The organism is Agarivorans sp. QJM3NY_30, from assembly GCF_050870855.2.
Taxonomy (GTDB): Bacteria; Pseudomonadota; Gammaproteobacteria; order Enterobacterales; family Celerinatantimonadaceae; genus Agarivorans.
The window spans coordinates 1,619,838-1,641,065 of sequence record NZ_CP194038.2 but is presented as its reverse complement, the minus strand read 5'-3'; the positions used below and the strand labels follow the sequence as shown (position 1 = coordinate 1,641,065).

At 44.9% G+C, this 21,228-nt stretch carries 14 protein-coding genes, 1 tRNA gene, 3 rRNA genes and 1 pseudogene; 13 read left to right on the top strand and 6 right to left on the bottom strand.

Annotated features, from left to right (window positions below; translation table 11 throughout):
- Positions 1-45: 45 nt before the first annotated feature.
- The 8 genes and pseudogenes from trpB to ACRRSX_RS07465 all read left to right on the top strand — a co-directional run bounded on the left by trpB (position 46) and on the right by ACRRSX_RS07465 (position 6,086).
- On the top strand, positions 46-1,236 hold the full coding sequence (gene trpB / locus ACRRSX_RS07500; protein ID WP_432453821.1) for a tryptophan synthase subunit beta: 1,191 nt from the start codon (positions 46-48) through the stop codon (positions 1,234-1,236).
- Positions 1,236-2,042 carry a tryptophan synthase subunit alpha gene (gene trpA / locus ACRRSX_RS07495; protein ID WP_432453822.1) on the top strand — a complete coding sequence of 269 codons (807 nt, stop codon included), beginning with the start codon at positions 1,236-1,238 and terminating at the stop codon, positions 2,040-2,042. The genes trpB and trpA overlap by 1 nt, the downstream gene beginning before the upstream one ends.
- 71 nt (positions 2,043-2,113) lie before the next feature.
- Entirely contained in the window at positions 2,114-2,677 is a 564-nt protein-coding gene (locus ACRRSX_RS07490; protein ID WP_432453823.1) for a septation protein A, read from the top strand.
- Between the two features lie 2 nt (positions 2,678-2,679).
- Positions 2,680-2,979 carry a YciI family protein gene (locus tag ACRRSX_RS07485; RefSeq protein WP_432453824.1) on the top strand — a complete coding sequence of 100 codons (300 nt, stop codon included), beginning with the start codon at positions 2,680-2,682 and terminating at the stop codon, positions 2,977-2,979.
- 131 nt (positions 2,980-3,110) lie between these two features.
- Positions 3,111-3,380 (top strand): ComEA family DNA-binding protein, encoded by a 270-nt coding sequence (locus tag ACRRSX_RS07480; protein ID WP_432453825.1) that lies wholly within the window; start codon positions 3,111-3,113, stop codon positions 3,378-3,380.
- 211 nt (positions 3,381-3,591) lie between these two features.
- Positions 3,592-4,488: a UTP--glucose-1-phosphate uridylyltransferase GalU gene (galU, locus tag ACRRSX_RS07475; RefSeq protein ID WP_432453826.1), complete on the top strand. Its 897-nt coding sequence runs from the start codon at positions 3,592-3,594 to the stop codon at positions 4,486-4,488.
- A gap of 115 nt (positions 4,489-4,603) precedes the next feature.
- Complete coding sequence (locus ACRRSX_RS07470) at positions 4,604-4,846, top strand: hypothetical protein (RefSeq protein WP_432453827.1); 243 nt, start codon at positions 4,604-4,606, stop codon at positions 4,844-4,846.
- 223 nt (positions 4,847-5,069) lie between these two features.
- Positions 5,070-6,086 (top strand): annotated as a pseudogene (locus ACRRSX_RS07465) (IS630 family transposase).
- A gap of 626 nt (positions 6,087-6,712) precedes the next feature.
- Here ACRRSX_RS07465 and rrf read toward each other — a convergent pair.
- From rrf to ACRRSX_RS07435, 6 genes are all read right to left on the bottom strand, one after another.
- A 5S ribosomal RNA gene (gene rrf / locus ACRRSX_RS07460) occupies positions 6,713-6,828 on the bottom strand.
- A gap of 110 nt (positions 6,829-6,938) precedes the next feature.
- Positions 6,939-9,826 (bottom strand): 23S ribosomal RNA (locus tag ACRRSX_RS07455).
- Positions 9,827-10,068: 242 nt separating this feature from the next.
- Positions 10,069-10,144, bottom strand: a tRNA-Glu gene (locus ACRRSX_RS07450).
- A gap of 105 nt (positions 10,145-10,249) precedes the next feature.
- Positions 10,250-11,792, bottom strand: a 16S ribosomal RNA gene (locus tag ACRRSX_RS07445).
- The 16S, 23S and 5S rRNA genes sit together here with 1 tRNA gene alongside, the layout of an rRNA operon.
- Positions 11,793-12,293: 501 nt before the next feature.
- On the bottom strand, positions 12,294-12,854 hold the full coding sequence (gmhB, locus tag ACRRSX_RS07440; RefSeq protein WP_432453828.1) for a D-glycero-beta-D-manno-heptose 1,7-bisphosphate 7-phosphatase: 561 nt from the start codon (positions 12,852-12,854) through the stop codon (positions 12,294-12,296).
- 140 nt (positions 12,855-12,994) lie between these two features.
- Positions 12,995-16,288 carry an ATP-binding protein gene (locus tag ACRRSX_RS07435; protein WP_432453829.1) on the bottom strand — a complete coding sequence of 1,098 codons (3,294 nt, stop codon included), beginning with the start codon at positions 16,286-16,288 and terminating at the stop codon, positions 12,995-12,997.
- 166 nt (positions 16,289-16,454) lie between these two features.
- Between ACRRSX_RS07435 and rcsF the strand changes: the two genes are divergently transcribed.
- The 5 genes from rcsF to ACRRSX_RS07410 all read left to right on the top strand — a co-directional run bounded on the left by rcsF (position 16,455) and on the right by ACRRSX_RS07410 (position 21,170).
- The gene (gene rcsF / locus ACRRSX_RS07430; RefSeq protein ID WP_432453830.1) at positions 16,455-16,820 is read left to right on the top strand and encodes an Rcs stress response system protein RcsF; all 366 of its coding nucleotides are present in this window, start codon (positions 16,455-16,457) and stop codon (positions 16,818-16,820) included.
- The gene (tsaA, locus tag ACRRSX_RS07425; RefSeq protein WP_432453831.1) at positions 16,775-17,545 is read left to right on the top strand and encodes a tRNA (N6-threonylcarbamoyladenosine(37)-N6)-methyltransferase TrmO; all 771 of its coding nucleotides are present in this window, start codon (positions 16,775-16,777) and stop codon (positions 17,543-17,545) included. The genes rcsF and tsaA overlap by 46 nt, the downstream gene beginning before the upstream one ends.
- Positions 17,535-18,155: an acyltransferase gene (locus ACRRSX_RS07420; RefSeq protein ID WP_432453832.1), complete on the top strand. Its 621-nt coding sequence runs from the start codon at positions 17,535-17,537 to the stop codon at positions 18,153-18,155. The genes tsaA and ACRRSX_RS07420 overlap by 11 nt, the downstream gene beginning before the upstream one ends.
- A gap of 62 nt (positions 18,156-18,217) precedes the next feature.
- Positions 18,218-19,918: a proline--tRNA ligase gene (locus ACRRSX_RS07415; protein ID WP_432453833.1), complete on the top strand. Its 1,701-nt coding sequence runs from the start codon at positions 18,218-18,220 to the stop codon at positions 19,916-19,918.
- A gap of 106 nt (positions 19,919-20,024) precedes the next feature.
- Positions 20,025-21,170, top strand: coding sequence for a patatin-like phospholipase family protein (locus tag ACRRSX_RS07410; protein ID WP_432453834.1), 1,146 nt, complete (start codon positions 20,025-20,027; stop codon positions 21,168-21,170).
- Positions 21,171-21,228 lie beyond the last annotated feature (58 nt).

Below are 21,228 nucleotides of genomic sequence, written 5' to 3'. Positions count from 1 at the left end.
CCTTAGGTAATCATTCAACCCTTTAATGACGAATAAGAGCTAACAATGAGTAAATTAGATGCCTATTTTGGAGAATTTGGCGGGCAATTTGTCCCACAAATTCTAGTACCGGCGCTCGATCAACTCGAGCAAGCCTTTATCGATGCTCAGCAAGATCCTGAGTTTATCGCTGAGTTTAACCACCTGTTGAGTGAATATGCGGGTAGACCGACCCCACTCACCCTATGTCGTAACCTGACCAAGGGAACCAACACCAAGATCTACCTCAAACGTGAAGATTTATTGCACGGTGGTGCCCACAAGACCAATCAGGTACTGGGCCAAGCACTGCTTGCCAAACGTATGGGGAAACATGAAATTATCGCCGAAACGGGCGCTGGCCAGCATGGTGTCGCCACTGCGCTAGCCTGTGCCCTACTGGGACTCAAGTGTCGAGTATATATGGGCGCAAAAGACTGTGAGCGTCAAGAACCCAATGTATTCAGAATGAAATTAATGGGCGCGGAAGTCATTCCGGTACATAGCGGCTCATCCACCCTCAAAGATGCTTGCAATGAAGCATTACGAGACTGGGCAGCAAGCTATGACACCGCACACTACTTACTTGGCACGGCTGCTGGCCCACATCCTTTCCCTACCATTGTACGGGAATTCCAGAAAATGATCGGCGAAGAAGCCAAACAACAAATTCTAAAAGCCGAAGGCCGTTTGCCAGATGCAGTCATCGCCTGTGTCGGAGGCGGCTCGAATGCCATTGGCATTTTTGCTGATTTCATCGAAGAAAAAGGTGTACAGCTGATCGGCGTAGAGCCTGCGGGTAAAGGAATTGATACCGACCAACACGGCGCACCACTGAAGCACGGTCGTAAAGGTATGTTCTTTGGCATGCACTCTTTGCTAATGCAAGATCCTAACGGTCAGATTGAAGAGTCTTACTCCATTTCAGCGGGGTTAGATTTCCCATCAGTAGGGCCACAGCATGCCCACCTTAATTCAATCGGCCGAGCCAGCTATGAGTCAGCCACCGATGAAGAGGCCCTAGCAGCCTTCCAAACCTTGGCTGAAAGCGAGGGCATCATCCCAGCCTTAGAGTCGGCTCATGCTTTAGCATATGCTCTCAAGCTAGCGCAGCAAGATAAGAGCAAACAACAAATCTTGGTGGTCAATCTGTCGGGTCGTGGTGACAAAGATATCTATACTGTCGCAGATATCTTCGCTAAAAGAGGAGGCTTATAATGACACAACGTTACCAAAACCTATTTCAACGCCTAGCAGCCGATAAGCAAGGTGCCTTTGTCCCATTTGTAACTTTAGGTGACCCTGCCATGGAGCAATCACTCGCAATCATCGACGCCTTAATCGAAGGAGGTGCTGATGCCTTAGAACTCGGGATCCCGTTTTCCGATCCCGTCGCCGATGGCCCAACCATTCAAGGTGCCAACGTAAGAGCTTTACAAGCGGGCATAACCCCCCCCGATTGCGTAGCTATGCTCTGCCGAATTAGGGCCAAACATCCCGAGGTACCAATCGGTTTACTGCTCTATGCAAACCTCGTCTATTCAACTGGGATTGATAATTTCTATCAAAAGTTGGCCCAAGCAGGCGTAGATTCGGTACTAGTTGCCGATGTACCGATCCGCGAGTCGGCGCCTTTTAGAGCAGCCGCCAATAAACATGGCTTACAAAGCATTTTTATCGCACCGCCCAACGCAGATGATACGATCTTGAAAAAAGTTGCCGAATATAGCCAAGGCTACACCTATCTGGTTAGTCGAGCAGGCGTGACTGGCACCGAAACCAAAGCCGGTACGCCTGTGGGTAAACTACTCGACAAATTAAAACAGTACCAGGCACCACCGGCACTGCTTGGTTTTGGTATTTCAACGCCTCAACAAGTAACCGAAACAATTGCAGCTGGCGCTGCTGGAGCAATTTCTGGATCGGCAGTAGTGAAACTTATCGAGAATCATCTAGAGCAACCGACTCAAATGCTAACCGCGCTCAAAGACTTTGCCTCGCAAATGAAAGCCGCTACCGTTTAGGCGAAGAACTTGCTACTATCAAAAGCCGCTATAATTAGCGGCTTTTTATTTACCGCTAGCCCTGAGGAATTATGAAACAATTTTTCGAATTCATTCCATTGATCATTTTTTTCGCTGTATACAAAATGCAAGATATTTATGCAGCAACCTTCGCGTTAATCATTTCCACAGCGCTTCTCTTAGCAGCCTCTTACATAAAAAATAAAAAAATTGAGAAGATGCATTTAATCTCCTTTGTCTTGATCTTGGTTTTTGGTGGTCTCACGCTAATTCTACGCGATGATGACTTTATTAAGTGGAAACCCACAGTGATCAATTGGCTATTCGGTTTAGTCTTATTAGTCAGTCAGTTTGTTTTCAAAAGTCCCTTAATCAAAAAAATGCTTGGTAAGGAGATGACGCTTCCTGAATCCATATGGGGTAAAGTGAATGTTGCTTGGGCTCTTTTTTTTATGAGCTGTGGCACGCTTAACCTCTACATCGCTTTTAACTTTTCAGAAGACTTCTGGGTGAACTTTAAAGTATTTGGATTACTTGGGCTAACCTTGGTATTCACCGTTGCAACTGTTGCTTATCTGTATAAACATCTCCCTAAAGAACAGCAGCAATCGCTATCGGAAAAAGAGGATAATTAAGCATGTGGTATGTAATTTTTGCTGAAGACGTAGAAAATAGCCTAGAACAACGCAAACAAGCCAGACCCGCCCACTTAGCACGACTGCAAGCACTGGTAAATGAAGGACGACTGCTGGTCGCAGGCCCAAACCCAGCGATTGATGCAGAGGATCCTGCTGAAGCTGGATTCACCGGTTCAACAGTTATCGCCGAATTTCAAAACTTGGAGCAAGCCGTCGCTTGGGCAAATGCCGATCCATATGTCGAAGCCGGCGTATACGCTAAGGTCATCGTGAAACCCTTCAAGAAAGCACTTCCTTAAAAGATCCCTAGGCAAAGTCTACTGCCTAGCTTTCTACTAGTAGTACATATCTAAATAACCCAATTGAGTGATTTGTTATTTAACTATTTATTCTAAGGTTAACCATGGTTTAAGCACAAAAGGAGCAAACCATGAGATTGATCCAAAGACTAATTCTAATATTCTGTCTTGCTAGTATGAACTACGTTTATGCCCAAGAAACAAACCAAGTATTAAACCTAAATACCGCCAACTCCGAACAACTAGTGACACTCAAAGGCGTAGGTAAAAGTAAATCATTAGCTATCATTGAATATCGTCAAACCCATGGCAACTTTAAGAACATTGAACAAATTGTCTTAGTACCAGGGATCGGAGAAAAAATTTACTTGGATAATAAAGATAATCTATATGTCGAGTAAATTAATGATTTAGCCTTTCGATACAACACTCGCCCTTGACCCCGCTATCAAACAGCTATTCAAGGGCGAACTTCATCTTTAAGTTAATGTTCTCAAAGAAATTTTATTAATTCGTGTAAAGCCTCCCCATTTCTTAACAAACTCAATTTTAATTGTCATTTCTCCGTGCTAAAGTGCGCTGCATTATTCCTCCCTATTCAAGGAACTGAGTATGACTACATCAGTCAAAAAAGCGGTACTACCGGTAGCCGGTTTAGGCACCAGAATGTTGCCCGCCACTAAAGCCATCCCCAAAGAAATGCTGCCCATCGTCGATAAGCCATTGATCCAATATGTAGTCCAAGAAGCAATAGCGGCAGGCATTAAAGAAATAATTTTAGTCACTCATTCTAGTAAAAACTCTATTGAGAATCATTTTGATACCAGTTTTGAATTAGAAGCTACCTTAGAAAAAAGGGTGAAACGACAATTATTAGAAGAAGTTCGCTCTATTTGTCCAAAAGATGTCACCATCATGCATGTCCGCCAAGGTGTTGCTAAGGGCCTCGGGCACGCGATACTGTGTGCACATCCGCTGATTGGAGATAATCCTTTTGCGGTATTGTTACCTGACGTAATTCTAGATGACTCTACATCGAACTTAAAAACTGAAAACCTCGCTGACATGGTGAACAAATACAACCAAACGGGCTCTAGTCAAATCATGGTTGAAGCGGTTGCTAACGAAGATGTCAGCAAATTTGGGATTGTCGATATTAATGGCAATAATATCAAACCCGGTGAATCGGCTGATATGGTAGCCACCATTGAAAAACCAAACATCGCTGATGCGCCATCAAACCTTGCTGTCGTTGGACGTTATGTTTTATCTGCGCAGATATGGAAAGAGTTGGCCAAAACGCCACCTGGCGCCGGAGATGAAATCCAACTCACCGATGCAATTGCAAGCTTGATGGAAAAAGAAACAACCCAAGCTTATTATATGCTGGGCAAAAGCCACGACTGCGGTAGCAAGTTTGGTTACTTAAAAGCCATCGTAGAGTTTGCGCTACGTCACCCCGAACTCAAAGATCGCTTTCAAAACTACCTAAAGGAACTAAAATTATAAACGCAGATTCACTGGAAAATAATCGTAATCAGTGATAAATATGTAAGTAGATGTGGAAAGCATCTTAACTAAGTCATACAATGACATAGTTATACAATTTATACAGGGAAATTTCATGAAAAAATTAGTTTTAGTCGCAGCTGCCGCTTTGGCAATGTCTGGTAATGTATTTGCTGCTGAAGCAGCAGCTGGTGCAGCTGGTGCCGGTGGCGCTGCTGGCGGTGCTGCTGGTGTAACTGGCGCAGTTGTTGGTGGTGTTGTAGCTACTACCGCTGTAGTTGGTATCGCATCAAACCAAAGCAATGATAGTGTAACTGGTGGTACTTCTACCTCTACTAGCACTTCAACTGCTCAGTAATTATTAAGCAGTGAAATAAAGAACGAGCTTTAAGCTCGTTTTTTTATGTCTGTTGCCTCAATAAGCAGTTAACAATTACCCGAATAATCTCTAAGGGTTTTAATGTAAATTCTAAACTCTAGATATTCACCCTCATATGTAAGAACTCGAGGCTGCTGATCTAATAACAATTGCACTAACTATCCGATCTAATAGCTTATCGCTCATTCAAGTACTTATCCGCTTGCATACACCTGATGAACTGAAACGACTCTTTAAAAAAACCTCAGATCCTAGATTAAAAATTCGCTTCATGACTATCTACCCCTTTAAGCGTGGCTACAAGCGCACACAGATAGCGGAAGTGCTTGGAGTAGCCAAAGGCAGGTCAGCAAATATTTTATAGAAGAACTCCACTCTAAAAGTTGTCCTGGAAGGCCTAACAAACTATCAGCTCCTCAGCTCGACACTCTCAAACGATTCATTCATTGAAGACAACGCTATCAAGAAGGGTGGAGGACGACTCATTGCTGAAGATATTCGCTTATACATTAGCCTCCAGTTTGGTATTCCTGACCAATATAGAAATATTTACCGACTCCACCATGCACTTAGATTTAGTTGGATAACCAGCCGTTCCAAGCACCCAAAGCAATCGCAAGAGGCTCAAGAAGCTTTTAAAAAACTTCCTTCTGGAAACGATCCTTCACATCCCCGGACATCAAGCGCTTGAGCATATGTCGATGTTTGGTTTCAAGACGAAGCGAGATTTGGTCAACAAAATCAGACAACTAAAATTTAGGCTGCAAAAGGGAGTCGGCCCAGAGCGGTTAAACAGCAACAGTTCGACTACGGTTACATTTTTGGAGCGGAATGCCCGGGGAATGGAAAGACGGAAGCATTGGTTCGCCCTTGGGTGAATAAAGAGGTGATGGAAAAACACTGACAGCAAATTTCAGAGGCAACACCAGCCGGTAGACATGCAGTGGTTATCGTAAACGGTGCGGGTTAGCACACAAGCGATACGGCCTTTGCCTTTTCAAATCTCATTTTAATCAAGTTGCCGCCGTACTCACCAGAATTAAATCCGATAGAGCAAGTTTGGCAATGGCTGCGTCAACGCTGTTTGTCTAATCGCATGTTCAACAATTATAAGCAAATTGTGGAACAAGTTTCACGCGCATGGAATACCTTTAGGAAGGATACAGAGAGAGTCACTCATTTGTGTCAGAGGGAATGGCCAAAGTGTTCAATTAATTAATGCAATTGGTATAAATGCTCTCGTCTTGGTGAAAGATGATGTGAGCGTCCAAATTCTTCCCGAACTTCCTACGCAAGAGTCCGCAAGAGTCGAAGTCTAGAAAGCAAAAAAGCCTTTCATACCCTGAAAGGCTTTTTCATATAGTGAAAACTGCATTTATCTGATTTATCGCAGGATCAGACTTCAATTTTCGCAGCCCGCATCATCATGAACACCAGTTCATCTTGGCTGCCCTTGCTAAATCTCAGACATAAAAAAAGCCTATCCGTAAGGATAGGCTTTCTCTCAATCGGTGTCTGGCAATATCCAGCCTACTTTCACATGGTTTGTTCATGAACATCGGTTCGCCTTGGCTGCCCTTGCTAAATTTCAGACATAAAAAAAGCCTATCCGTGAGGGTAGGCTTTCTCTCAATCGGTGTCTGGCAATATCCAGCCGACTTTCACATGGCTTGTTCATGAACATCGGTTCGCCTTGGCTGCCCTTGCTAAATCCCAGACATAAAAAAAGCCTATCCGTAAGGATAGGCTTTCTCTAAATCGGTGTCTGGCGATATCCAGCCTACTTTTACATGGCAATTTCAGACATAAAAAAACCCAGCACATAGCTGGGTTTTTAAAATAGGCGCCTGGCAGTGACCTACTTTCACATGGGGAGACCCCACACTATCATCGGCGCAGTTGCGTTTCACTTCTGAGTTCGGCATGGGTTCAGGTGGTTCCACAACGCTATTGCCACCAGGCAAAAACTTGTTGTCTTTAACATTCGAAAAAACTGATATATCCCACGAGCATAACAAGCACTCTTGGTTCTAAAATAAAGTATCTATAAGCAACACCCTTTAGGTGTTGTATGGTTAAGCCTCACGGGTAATTAGTACAAGTTAGCTCAATGCCTCACAGCACTTACACACCTTGCCTATCAACGTTGTAGTCTCCAACGGCCCTTCAGAGGACTTAAAGTCCTAGTGAGAATTAATCTCAAGGCCTGCTTCCCGCTTAGATGCTTTCAGCGGTTATCAGTTCCGAACGTAGCTACTGGGCAATGCTATTGGCATAACAACCCAAACACCAGCGGTTCGTCCACTCCGGTCCTCTCGTACTAGGAGCAGCTCCCTTCAATTCTCAAACGCCCACGGCAGATAGGGACCGAACTGTCTCACGACGTTCTAAACCCAGCTCGCGTACCACTTTAAATGGCGAACAGCCATACCCTTGGGACCGACTTCAGCCCCAGGATGTGATGAGCCGACATCGAGGTGCCAAACACCGCCGTCGATATGAACTCTTGGGCGGTATCAGCCTGTTATCCCCGGAGTACCTTTTATCCGTTGAGCGATGGCCCTTCCATACAGAACCACCGGATCACTATGACCTACTTTCGTACCTGCTCGACGTGTCTGTCTCGCAGTTAAGCTGGCTTATGCCATTGCACTAACCGTACGATGTCCGACCGTACTTAGCCAACCTTCGTGCTCCTCCGTTACTCTTTGGGAGGAGACCGCCCCAGTCAAACTACCCACCAGACACTGTCCGCATCCCGGATAACGGGACAACGTTAGAACATCAACACTACAAGGGTGGTATTTCAAGGTCGGCTCCACATCATCTAGCGACAACGCTTCAAAGCCTCCCACCTATCCTACACATGTAGGGTCAATGTTCAGTGTCAAGCTGTAGTAAAGGTTCACGGGGTCTTTCCGTCTAGCCGCGGGTACACCGCATCTTCACGGCAATTTCAATTTCACTGAGTCTCGGGTGGAGACAGCTTGGCCATCATTACGCCATTCGTGCAGGTCGGAACTTACCCGACAAGGAATTTCGCTACCTTAGGACCGTTATAGTTACGGCCGCCGTTTACCGGGGCTTCGATCAATAGCTTCGCTTGCGCTAACCACATCAATTAACCTTCCGGCACCGGGCAGGCGTCACACCGTATACGTCATCTTTCGATTTAGCACAGTGCTGTGTTTTTAATAAACAGTTGCAGCCAACTGGTATCTGCGACTGCCGTCAGCTTAGGGAGCAAGTCCCATCACCAACAGCAGCGTACCTTCTCCCGAAGTTACGGTACCATTTTGCCTAGTTCCTTCACCCGAGTTCTCTCAAGCGCCTTGGTATTCTCTACCCAACCACCTGTGTCGGTTTGGGGTACGGTTTCGTATAATCTGAAGCTTAGAGACTTTTCCTGGAAGCAGGGCATCAACCACTTCATCACCTTAGTGACTCGTCATCAATCCTCAGCCTTAGACACCCGGATTTTCCTAAGTGTCCAGCCTACAACCTTAAACGCGGACTACCAATCGCCGCGCTGGCCTAGCCTTCTCCGTCCTCCCATCGCAATTATACGAAGTACAGGAATATTAACCTGTTTCCCATCGACTACACTTTTCAGTCTCGCCTTAGGGGCCGACTCACCCTGCTCTGATTAACATTGAACAGGAAACCTTGGTCTTTCGGCGAGGGGGCTTTTCACCCCCTTTATCGTTACTCATGTCAACATTCGCACTTCTGATACCTCCAGCAATCCTTACGAATCACCTTCAACGGCTTACAGAACGCTCCTCTACCGCACTTGCAAAGCAAGTACCCGTAGCTTCGGTGCATAGCTTAGCCCCGTTACATCTTCCGCGCAGGCCGACTCGACCAGTGAGCTATTACGCTTTCTTTAAATGATGGCTGCTTCTAAGCCAACATCCTGGCTGTCTAAGCCTTCCCACATCGTTTCCCACTTAGCTATGACTTTGGGACCTTAGCTGACGGTCTGGGTTGTTTCCCTTTTCACGACGGACGTTAGCACCCGCCGTGTGTCTCCCGGATAGTACTTAGTGGTATTCGGAGTTTGCAAAGGGTTGGTAAGTCGGGATGACCCCCTAGCCTTAACAGTGCTCTACCCCCACTAGTATTCGTCCGAGGCGCTACCTAAATAGCTTTCGAGGAGAACCAGCTATCTCCCGGTTTGATTGGCCTTTCACCCCCAGCCACAAGTCATCCGCTAATTTTTCAACATTAGTCGGTTCGGTCCTCCAATTGGTGTTACCCAATCTTCAACCTGCCCATGGCTAGATCACCGGGTTTCGGGTCTAATCCCAGCAACTATGCGCGCAGTTAACACTCGGTTTCCCTACGGCTCCGCTATTCGCTTAACCTTGCTACTGAAATTAAGTCGTTGACCCATTATACAAAAGGTACGCAGTCACCCCACAAAGAGGCTCCCACTGCTTGTACGTATACGGTTTCAGGTTCTATTTCACTCCCCTCACAGGGGTTCTTTTCGCCTTTCCCTCACGGTACTGGTTCACTATCGGTCAGTCAGGAGTATTTAGCCTTGGAGGATGGTCCCCCCATATTCAGACAACATATCACGTGTGCCGTCCTACTCGTTTTCACTTCAAATCACCTTTCGTGTACGGGGCTATCACCCGCTACGGCCAAACTTTCCAGCTTGTTCCACTAAATTATAAGAAGCTTAAGGGCTAATCCGGGTTCGCTCGCCGCTACTACCAGAATCTCGGTTGATTTCTTTTCCTCCGGGTACTTAGATGTTTCAGTTCCCCGGGTTCGCCTCGCAACGCTATGTATTCACGTTACGATACTGCATAAAATGCAGTGGGTTTCCCCATTCGGAAATCCATGTCTATTACGTCTTTTATCGACTCAACATGGCTTATCGCAGATTAACACGTCCTTCATCGCCTCTGACTGCCAAGGCATCCACCGTATACGCTTAGTCACTTAACCATACAACACCTAAATGTTGTCGCTTAAATCACTTGAATGGTCAGGCTGTATAAATCCTGCCACTCGAGTACGATCACCTTATTTTTTTGAATACCAAAAACACTTGTTATTTCACTCGTATTTTTGAGATATTTTTTATCAGCTTTTCCAAATTGTTAAAGAGCATTCGGCTTCTTAGAAACCAAAGCTAAGCACTGTATCAACATAATGCTTAGCTTTATTTTCTTAAACCAAGAGAGAAATGGTATCCCGTACGAGATTTGAACTCGTGTTACCGCCGTGAAAGGGCGGTGTCCTAGGCCTCTAGACGAACGGGACACTGCGTTAGCTGTTCTCGTTGGTTCTAAACCACACTAGAACTTCTCTCTTTATCTTCTATCAAGCAATCTGTGTGAACACGTCACAAAACATAAACGTTCATAATAAGGAGGTGATCCAGCCCCAGGTTCCCCTAGGGCTACCTTGTTACGACTTCACCCCAGTCATGAACCACAAAGTGGTGAGCGTCCTCCCGAAGGTTAAACTACCCACTTCTTTTGCAGCCCACTCCCATGGTGTGACGGGCGGTGTGTACAAGGCCCGGGAACGTATTCACCGTGGCATTCTGATCCACGATTACTAGCGATTCCGACTTCACGGAGTCGAGTTGCAGACTCCGATCCGGACTACGACATGCTTTCTGGGGTCCGCTTGCTCTCGCGAGGTCGCATCCCTCTGTACATGCCATTGTAGCACGTGTGTAGCCCTGCCCGTAAGGGCCATGATGACTTGACGTCGTCCCCACCTTCCTCCGGTTTATCACCGGCAGTCTCCCTAGAGTTCCCACCATCACGTGCTGGCAAATAAGGATAAGGGTTGCGCTCGTTGCGGGACTTAACCCAACATCTCACGACACGAGCTGACGACAGCCATGCAGCACCTGTATCTAAGCTCCCGAAGGCACCAATCCATCTCTGGAAAGTTCTTAGTATGTCAAGGGCAGGTAAGGTTCTTCGCGTTGCATCGAATTAAACCACATGCTCCACCGCTTGTGCGGGCCCCCGTCAATTCATTTGAGTTTTAACCTTGCGGCCGTACTCCCCAGGCGGTCTACTTAATGCGTTAGCTGCGTTACCCACGGGTTAAACCCACAGACAACTAGTAGACATCGTTTACGGCGTGGACTACCAGGGTATCTAATCCTGTTTGCTCCCCACGCTTTCGTACATGAGCGTCAGTTTTTGTCCAGGTGGCCGCCTTCGCCACTGGTATTCCTTCAGATCTCTACGCATTTCACCGCTACACCTGAAATTCTACCACCCTCTACAAAACTCTAGCTTCCCAGTTCCAAATGCCATTCCCAGGTTGAGCCCGGGGATTTCACATCTGGCTTAAAAAGCCGCCTGCGTACGCTTTACGCCCAGTAATTCCGATTAACGCTCGGACCCTCCGTATTACCGCGGCTGCTGGCACGGAGTTAGCCGGTCCTTCTTCTGTCGCTAACGTCAAACAATATACGTATTAAGCATATTGCCTTCCTCACAACTGAAAGTGCTTTACAACCCGAAGGCCTTCTTCACACACGCGGCATGGCTGCATCAGGCTTTCGCCCATTGTGCAATATTCCCCACTGCTGCCTCCCGTAGGAGTCTGGGCCGTGTCTCAGTCCCAGTGTGGCTGATCATCCTCTCAAACCAGCTAGGGATCGTCGCCTTGGTGAGCCATTACCCCACCAACTAGCTAATCCCACTTGGGCTAATCTCTACGCGAAAGGCTCCGAAGAGTCCCCTCCTTTGGTCCGAAGACATTATGCGGTATTAGCAGTCGTTTCCAACTGTTGTCCCCCACGTAAAGGCATATTCCCAAGCATTACTCACCCGTCCGCCGCTCGTCATCTTCTAGCAAGCTAGAAATGTTACCGCTCGACTTGCATGTGTTAAGCCTGCCGCCAGCGTTCAATCTGAGCCATGATCAAACTCTTCAATCAAAGTTTTTTCGCTCAAAGTAAATACTGAAATTATTACTGTTAAAACAGTGTGTCACTCCAGTCCACTTAAGCTAATTTTTTTCGCTTAGTGCTCTGTGAGTGCTCACACAGATTGCTTGATAAATTGTTAAAGAGCGTTGCTTCTTGCGAAGCGAGGTGCGCATTCTACGCCATCCTCGGTGACTGTCAACCGCTTTTTTCAATCTTTTCCGAAGAACTTTTCTAAGGAAAGTTTGAAGCGTTTAACCGCCGCTAATAAAGCCTCAGGCCTTACCAACCCTGACCGCTTGCTGCTGCGCTATTGCGTGCTGCCCGCCGTGTCAGTGGAGTCGCATTATAGGGATCCGCGCTTACGGTGCAAGCCTTTTTTGAAGAAAATCACAGTTTTTTGTTTAACTGCTCAGATATCGAACAATGCAAGCGTATCCGGCTAAAAAATGTCGATAAAACAAGCAAGTTAAGTATTATCACGAGGAACCTTCACGGTAACCCTAATGCTTGTTAGCGTTCATCTTGCAGAATGATACTCACCGCTTCTTTCAATGATGATACTTGGCTGCTCGCTAACCGAAGTTCTTCAGCTTTAAGCGGATATTGTCCTTTCACCAGTATACGGTTGCTTACTCCGGCGTTTTTAGCGGCTAACAAATCAGAGCCTTTATCACCAACCATCCAGGAATTAGTCAAATCAATACCTAACTCTTTAGCAGCCTCAAGTAACATTCCCGGCTTTGGCTTGCGACAATTGCAATCAATTCGGTAATCCTCACTACCATAATCTTTATGATGAGGACAAAAATAGATCCCATCCAAATCAACGCCTCTATCAGCTAGGGACCAATCCATCCATTCTGTTAGGCTTAAAAACTGTTGCTCAGAGAAATAGCCTCGCGCAATACCTGCTTGATTAGTCACCACCACCAATAACCACCCGGCTTTTTTGAGCTGTTGCATCGCTTCAATTGCACCCTCAATAAACTCAAAATCGTCAACCTTAGATACATAGCCATGGTCATGATTGATAACACCATCTCGGTCGAGGAAAACTGCAGCTTGTTTCATTGAATACACTTTATCTTAATAACTAGACTACCGATTCTACAACACTAAAAGGCGAATGGGTTATTTCAATTGTTCAGATAATTACTTATTTAATTGGCTAGACTAAGATCAATAAACGGCTTACATCACGCAATAGTTGGCTAGGTTTTCGACTGAATAACCCTACCCGCGGATGCATTCGTACCAAGCCATTGAGATAGGCAGCCATATAGTACTTCGCGTTCACAGGGCTGAATTAGCATTTCATCAATTCCTGATTCAATACTAACTTGTTTCATTTCATCATTTAGATCAGTGGTCAAACCAACTATTGGGATCCGTTGGGTATTACTCTCTAAGTTTCGAATCACCGAGCTTGCATGAAAGGCAGATTTATCCGCTATCTGGCAATTAATAAGGATCAAGGATAATTGTGTCCCCCAACCTTTAAACATTTCGATCGCTTCATGTCCGTTATTCGCGAGAATCACTTTAAGCCCAAAACTATTCAAAACATGACTAACAATACGCTGCTTAACAATGTCACTTTCAATCAGTAAAACTTGCCCATATAGACGTTCCAATACAATCGTTCGCTTCACAGAATGCTGATCATAGCTATCAACACTAGAGAGCGGTAAATGAATCGAAACTTCAGTTCCTAAGCCAAGACGTGAGCGAATTTTTACATCGCCATTCATTAGGCTCGTAAGTCTCTGGCATATCATCAAGCCTAAACCTATGTCTGCAAAACAATGATGATTTAGATTTTCGCTCTTGGCAAAAGAGCGAAACATATCTTCTTGTGCTTCCTCAGAAATGCCGACGCCACTATCACTCACCGAGATTTCAACCATTTCTCCTAACGTAGACTGCTCGGTAAGATGAACACTAAGCGTAATATGTCCAACTTCAGTATGCCGCAGGGCATTACTGACTAAATTAATGAAAATTTGCTGGATCTTCCCTTGATCGCCTAAAAATGAGCTAGGTAATGAAGCAGGGTAATCTAAACGCAGTTGAATGTGTTTCTCCTTTGCTTGCAAGGAAAACATCTGAACAACATCTGATAAGGTTAACTTCAGATTAAAGGTATTTAAACGCAGCGCCATAGTCTCCATTTCAACTTTTGAATAATCAAAAATATCATTTACCACGGCTAATAAGGCTTTACTCGACAAACGTATCGTATTGACATATTCCATCTGTTCTGAACTGAGTGGCGATGAACTCAATGACTCAGTCATATTGACGATACAGTCCATAGGTGTGCGAACTTCATGGCTCATCATCGCCAAAAAATCACTTTTGACTCGCGTAGAGACTTTAGCTTTTTGTTGTGTAAGCTTGAGTTGCTGTTGATTTTTCCGAGAAGATTGCAACTGGCTATTTAACCGTTCTGCTCGTTTATCAATCCCTGCCATCATTTGACTAATAGTACTCGCAAGCACCCCAACTTCATCATTAGATTGCTCTGGTAAAACGACTCGAAGATTCCGTTTACCATACAACAACATCGCATGCGTGATATAACGCAACGGCGACACAATGGTATGTGCAAAAAACCAGCCAAATAACACCATAAAACCCATAACGATTAAGGCCACGATCAAAGCCTGCTTGGCTGCCAATTTTGACCCAACGATTGTGCGTTGGTAATCAGCCACCAGCACCAAATCTAAATATTCTTGCGAATTGTTAGGCATATACGCTAATCGCTGGATGCTCAGAAGGTACGAGCCATATTTGATAACTTGTTCCGCGACATTTTTCACCGGAGAAGCCAGTAGCTGCTTAACCCTTTGATACTCTGCAGCTTGAAATTCATCATTCACAGCAATAACTTGTTCTTTACGCCATAATCGCTCTCCGTTAACGTCGAAAACTAACAAATCATCACCATTTGAATCACTCAAACCATGATCGGCTAAATAGCTTGGAGGCTCTTGTAATACCAAACTAAACACACTACTTTGTTGATATTGAAACACCCAGATAGCAACAACTTTTCCATCGCTCTTCGTCACAGCCTTAGCCAAAGACCAGACATCATCATTATTTTCGCGGATAGCTTGAGCATGCACCACGCTAGGCTGCTGTGCGGCAAGCAATAGCAAGGATTTAGGTGAGTCAGGTGTCTTTCCTTTAGCCACCGATAGGTAATCAAATTGTTGACCTTGTGCTACAACAACTAAATGCACCGCTCGCAAAGCTGGCACCCTCGAAAATAACTTATTAATGTTGCTACGTAACCAAGGTTTCCAAAATAAGGGCTCTATATTTATAAAATTCCCTTCAATAAATTGTTGCTGGAAAAAACCAACTAAAACATCTCGCCTTGAAAATAAACTTATTTCGTCATAAGCGAGTTTGATACGACGATCCAAGTGCTCCACTTGAATAGAACTATGTAAACTTAGCTGCTGTTTTCGTTCATTTTCTAAACTTGACACAAAGGCAAAATAAAATATAAGTGAGGTGCTAGCCACGCCCATCACCACTAAACAAGCACTCAGCAAAGAGACATAACTACTAAGCGAATTTTTAACCCGTACAAACCAAGGATATTGTCGGTTCCGAGAACGTTCAAATAATCGGATCAAGCGAGATTCTCGGCGCAAACTCCGAGTCCCGCCATTCAGCGGTGTAGCAGATTTAGCCTGTAAAAAAACGGCAGCAATCACGACCAAGTAACTAAAAAGTTTACTCAAAGCGATAACAAGTTGCATAAAATTATCAGCTGCAAGTTGCGATGGTGCAGCCCAGAAATACAAAACGAACTGAATACAGGTGAAGATCAAGATACCATATTCAAGCGGTTCACTTAACCAGCGTAGCCTTACACCATAAGACACAATCAGCAAAACAAAAGCACAGCTCACTGCAAACTCTGCGGGTAACTGCAAATAACTTAATGAACTTTGCATAAAAGGCAAAGAGACGACATATAGAAAGGCAATACTAAGTAAAGCAAAACTAACACTGGCGATAATCAATACTGAAGGACTCATTTTACCGCCGTTCGCTAACCGATAGAGCCGATGCACTAACATCCCCGAGGTCAATAAAATAAAAGCTAAACACCCTCGGGAAATCAACCCCGCCCAAATCACTAAATGACTATGGCTAACAACAGAAAACGAAAAGAACAGTTGGTAACGAACCAGAAAAAAACAAAGTTCTATAGCGCTCAAGGTAAAGAAACCGAGACTAAATACCAGCATGAAGTAGCTATCGCTGCGGCGATAGTAATAGCGACATAAAAAACTAATGAAAAACGATGATAGAAGAATACCAAGGTCAACTAAAATGACCCATCTAGGTGAAAGTTGCCAATTTTGGCTTTGGCTAAACCAGAGACAACCCGCTAAACTGACAAGTATGGTCAGCAGTAGCAAACTATTGCGCCACGCTATGCTCGATTTAATCGGAAAACGCAGATTAGGTTTATACATTCCCCTTCCTCGGTAAACGCCAGACCCTTCAAGTTATTCATCACAAATAATTAGCATCAGCAAGTGCAACAAAGTGATGGTATAATAAGCCTCAAATTATCAATAAGTACATCTCTAATCTCTCAAGCGATGACTCAGTTCAAGTTAAATAACTATTAGGAAGATTATGCGCCAATTATTTCTTGCCGCACTGGCCATAACGGCTACAGCTTGTAGCGGTAATTACTCTTTCAACAGCAATATCGACAAACAAAATTTCGATAACTATCTGCCCGCGGCCAATGTTACTATCTACGCAGAAGAACATATTGACCCTTTAAATTCAGAATACTTGGGTATTATAGAAGGTGTGAGTTGCCAAGAAAAAGTCAATCAAGCGCCACCTCAAATGGTCGATGCGCGTAATGATTTACGTGAACAAGCGGCCGCACTAGGCGCAAATGCTGTCGTCATTCAGCAGTGTTATCCCATTAATGAGCCTCCAGCATGCCTAGCGATGCTGAGTTGTTTCGGAAAAGCTTACAAGATTTAGAATTTATGAGCCTGACCATTGAGCCTTTAGGCTATATTCAGTCGCCCTACGCTGAGAAATTTTCAGTCCCTCGACAACCCGGTTTAGTCACTGCAACCTCGACTCAACTGATATTTACAGCACCTTTCAATGATCTCGACATGCTCGATGAAATTGAGCAGTTTAGTCACTTTTGGTTAATGTTTGCTTTCCATCAAAACATTTCAGCTGGTTGGAAAGCCAAAGTTCGTCCCCCACGTTTAGGCGGTAATAAAAAAGTCGGCGTATTGGCTTCTCGCTCAAGTTTTAGACCGAATCATCTTGGACTCTCACTGATGGAACTAAGCCATGTAGAACGCAATACAAGCGCCCCAGTGTTACATTTTAAAGGTGGGGATTTGGTTCACGGCACCCCAATATATGATGTTAAACCCTACCTTCCCTATAGTGACAGTGTTATCGACGCAAAAGCAGGCTATGCACAAAACCAACCCAGATCAGAATTATCTGTTGGCTGGACAGACACCGCGAAACAACAAGCGCTGCAGCTTAATATAAACACCGAACAATCTTTAGTCATCGAGCAAGTCTTAGCGCAAGATCCGCGACCCGCTTATAAACGCCTTAAACTGGATGACAAAGTTTATGGCGTGAGACTCTACCAATTTAACCTTCGCTGGCAGGTATTCGGTTTACCTTCAGAAGCGCAGCAGTTACTTATTCTGTCGGTGCAGCATGCCTGTTAAGCCACCCGACTATCAGAGCCAACATAAGCAACGTTTGGCATGGATGCCCTGGTTATATTTTAAACTCAAAGCGAAACACCTAGAGTGGGCAACACCTTGGCAACAGCAACTACAACAACAACTAAGTGCTCTGGAAACCGTTGCTTTTGGAGAACATTGCTTCATCGCCCCCGACGCCCAACTATTTGCAGAACCGGGTCGAAACATTGAACTTGGCGCACGCACTTTCGTGGCCGCTCAATGCTTTTTGCATGGGCCTATTCAAATCGGAGAAGATGTTGCCATTAATCATGGCTGCTCAATTGATGGCGGGAAGAAGGGCGTAACCATTGGCAACCACAGCCGAATCGCCAATGGCGTTAAAATATACGCCTTTAATCATGGCATGCATCCTGACACCCCTGTTTGGCAACAAAACAATACCTCGAAAGGCATTCGTATCGGCCAAGATGTTTGGGTTGGTGCTAATTGTTGTATCATTGATGGTGTCACGATTGCAGACCATGCGGTCATTGGTATGGGCTCGGTGATCACCAAAGATATTCCCAAATGGGCGATTGTTGCCGGAAACCCTGCAAAAATCATCGGTGACCGACGTGACAAGGCCTGACAGACAATAGTTAGCCTGCTACAATCGCCGCAATTTACTACTAATAAAATGAAAGGACAGATATGCGTTCTAGCAAATATCTTCTGGCTACCCAGAAAGAAACGCCAAGTGATGCTGAGATTGTATCTCATCAATTGATGCTACGTGCAGGCATGGTTAGAAAGCTGGCCTCAGGTCTTTACACTTGGCTCCCTAATGGCTTGCGAGTGCTTTCTAAAGTTGAACAAATTGTTCGTGAAGAAATGAACGCCAGTGGTTCTGTTGAGATCCGTATGCCAGTTGTTCAACCAAGTGATTTATGGCATGAAACCGGTCGCTGGGACAAATTTGGTCCCGAGTTATTACGTTTTAAAGACCGCCATTCACGCGATTTTGTATTAGGCCCAACCCACGAAGAAGTGGTCACAGAACTAGTCCGAAAAGAGATTAATAGCTACAAGCAACTGCCGCTAAATCTTTATCAAATTCAAACCAAATTCCGTGATGAAGTCCGTCCTCGTTTTGGTGTGATGCGCTCGCGTGAATTCTTGATGAAAGATGCCTACTCTTTCCATTTGTCTGAAGAGTCCTTACAAGAGACTTATGATGAGATGCATGCAAGCTATTGTCGTATTTTTGAACGCCTAGGCTTAGAGTATCGCCCCGTATTAGCCGATACGGGTAGCATTGGTGGTAGTCATTCACACGAATTTCACGTACTTGCAGAGTCAGGCGAGGATGCAATTGTGTTCTCTGATGGCAGTGATTACGCCGCCAATATTGAAAAAGCCGAAGCGCTTCCTCCTAAAGGTGAGCGTGCGATGCCAAGTCAAGAGATGCGCGAAGTTGCGACCCCTAATGCAAAAACCATCGCTGAATTAGTAGAGCAATTTGAGCTTAAAATTGAACAAACAGTGAAGACCCTGATTGTTAAAGCAAGTGAAACATCAGAGCACCAACTTATCGCGCTAATTCTTCGAGGCGATCACGAGCTTAACGAAATTAAAGCCGAAAAACTTGAGCTAGTTGCAGCGCCTTTAGAGTTTGCCAGTGAAGAAGAGATTCGAGCAGTCATTGGTGCAGGTCCAGGCTCCCTCGGTCCAGTCAATTTAGCAATCCCAGTAATTGTCGATAGAAGTGCCGCACACTGCAGTGACTTTGGCGCGGGAGCAAACATCGATGATAAGCACTTCTTTGGTATTAACTGGGATCGCGATGTCGCCCTTGGAGAGGTTGCTGATTTACGCAATGTCATTGAAGGTGACCCCAGCCCTTGCGGTTCTGGTACACTTTCGATTAAACGAGGGATTGAAGTTGGCCATATTTTCCAACTAGGCGAAGCTTATGCCAAATCGATGAATGCTGCTGTTCTCAACGAGCAAGGAAAAAATCAAGTCCTTACCATGGGCTGTTACGGCATTGGCATATCGCGTATCGTTGCCGCAGCAATCGAGCAAAACAATGATAAATACGGCATTACTTGGCCGGAAGCCATCGCGCCGTTTACCCTTGCGATCGTTCCCATGAACATGCATAAATCTCATCGGGTTCAAGAAGTCGCCAACAAGCTTTATGAAGAAGCCAAACAGCGCGGAATCGAAGTATTATTTGATGATCGCAAAGAACGCCCAGGCGTGATGTTTGCCGACATTGAGTTAATTGGAATTCCACATGTAATTGTAATTGGTGATCGTAGTTTGGATAAAGGTGTAATTGAATACAAAAACCGACGCAGTGGTGAAAAGGTTGAAGTAACCATTGAGCAAGTTTTTGAACAATTTTAATCCGCAACCTGCAAACTTTAGAAGCTGGCTATAGCCAGCTTTTTTATTGTCGTTTGTCCTGATGCTCCAAACAAACGTTTATAAATGGCTGTGCTAACATATAATTATGGATCCAAAAGCTAATAACCACACCAATAAAAAAGTCGCTTTAGTACTCACAGGAGGAGGGGCTAGAGCTGCCTATCAAGTCGGGGTACTCAAGGCTATTGCCGAACAATATCCTCGTAATCACGCCAGTCCTTTTCAAATTATTTGTGGTACTTCAGCGGGTGCGATTAATGCAACCGCGCTAGCGGTTTATGCATCTTGCTTTCGACTTGGCGTTAAAAAACTCGAATATATTTGGCGAAACTTTCATTGTAAACAAGTATTCAAAACTGACGGCCTCACGATTGCCAAACAATTGTCGTCTCTGCTTTGTAAAAGCTTACATGCCGATTATGGCCGTCAACATGGATTTTCACTGTTAAACAACGAACCCTTACAACAATTACTCAATAACTATCTCAACTACAAGCGAATAGACCAAAATATCGCAAGTAAACATTTACATGCCTTAGCGGTTACCGCTTCAAATTATCAAGACGGTAACTCACTATCATTCTTTCAAGCTGAAGAGGCTCAGCAAAACTGGCAGCGAGCACGAAGATTAGGTCATAAGACCCAAATCCACACAACCCACTTGCTAGCATCTGCCGCTATTCCCTTAATCTTCCCTGCTGCAAAAGTAGGACAAGATTACTACGGCGATGGTTCGATTCATCAGCTTTGCCCCCTCAGCCCAGCCATCCACTTAGGCGCAGATAAAATAGTCACCATCCACTTAGAGCAACAACGTCGATCATCATCAATGCTGACTCCCCTAGCGCCGAATAGCGCTGCAATTGCAGGTCATTTGTTGGATTCAATCTTTTCCGACACCTTAAACTCAGATCTAGAGCGGCTCGAACGAATTAATCGCACCATCGAACTTCTCAGCGAACAACAACAACAGCAATTAAACTTACGACCGATTACAAGCCTCAGCATTAAACCAAGCATTGATTTTGACCAACTCGCCCACAACTATTACCAGCACCTCCCTTTAAGCGTCAAGCTAATGCTAGCCACTCTTGGGATTAAACAAGCTAAACCCTCTTCAATTACCAGCTTTTTGATGTTTGAACAAGCCTACACCACTTGCTTACTCAACCATGGCTATAAAGACGCATCAGCACAGATTGACAAGATTTTGACTTTTATTCAGGATTAATTGGCCCAAGATTTGCTTTATATCTAATAGAGCAGCGTTATTGACGCCGATTTAAAGA

What these genes read in the sequence shown, in the direction of transcription:
- trpB (WP_432453821.1), top strand. Translation starts at nt 46, where the DNA reads ATGAGTAAATTAGATGCCTATTTTGGAGAATTTGGCGGGCAATTTGTC.
- trpA (WP_432453822.1), top strand. Translation starts at nt 1,236, where the DNA reads ATGACACAACGTTACCAAAACCTATTTCAACGCCTAGCAGCCGATAAG.
- ACRRSX_RS07490 (WP_432453823.1), top strand. Translation starts at nt 2,114, where the DNA reads ATGAAACAATTTTTCGAATTCATTCCATTGATCATTTTTTTCGCTGTA.
- ACRRSX_RS07485 (WP_432453824.1), top strand. Translation starts at nt 2,680, where the DNA reads ATGTGGTATGTAATTTTTGCTGAAGACGTAGAAAATAGCCTAGAACAA.
- ACRRSX_RS07480 (WP_432453825.1), top strand. Translation starts at nt 3,111, where the DNA reads ATGAGATTGATCCAAAGACTAATTCTAATATTCTGTCTTGCTAGTATG.
- galU (WP_432453826.1), top strand. Translation starts at nt 3,592, where the DNA reads ATGACTACATCAGTCAAAAAAGCGGTACTACCGGTAGCCGGTTTAGGC.
- ACRRSX_RS07470 (WP_432453827.1), top strand. Translation starts at nt 4,604, where the DNA reads ATGAAAAAATTAGTTTTAGTCGCAGCTGCCGCTTTGGCAATGTCTGGT.
- gmhB (WP_432453828.1), bottom strand. Translation starts at nt 12,854, where the DNA reads ATGAAACAAGCTGCAGTTTTCCTCGACCGAGATGGTGTTATCAATCAT.
- ACRRSX_RS07435 (WP_432453829.1), bottom strand. Translation starts at nt 16,288, where the DNA reads ATGTATAAACCTAATCTGCGTTTTCCGATTAAATCGAGCATAGCGTGG.
- rcsF (WP_432453830.1), top strand. Translation starts at nt 16,455, where the DNA reads ATGCGCCAATTATTTCTTGCCGCACTGGCCATAACGGCTACAGCTTGT.
- tsaA (WP_432453831.1), top strand. Translation starts at nt 16,775, where the DNA reads ATGCCTAGCGATGCTGAGTTGTTTCGGAAAAGCTTACAAGATTTAGAA.
- ACRRSX_RS07420 (WP_432453832.1), top strand. Translation starts at nt 17,535, where the DNA reads ATGCCTGTTAAGCCACCCGACTATCAGAGCCAACATAAGCAACGTTTG.
- ACRRSX_RS07415 (WP_432453833.1), top strand. Translation starts at nt 18,218, where the DNA reads ATGCGTTCTAGCAAATATCTTCTGGCTACCCAGAAAGAAACGCCAAGT.
- ACRRSX_RS07410 (WP_432453834.1), top strand. Translation starts at nt 20,025, where the DNA reads ATGGATCCAAAAGCTAATAACCACACCAATAAAAAAGTCGCTTTAGTA.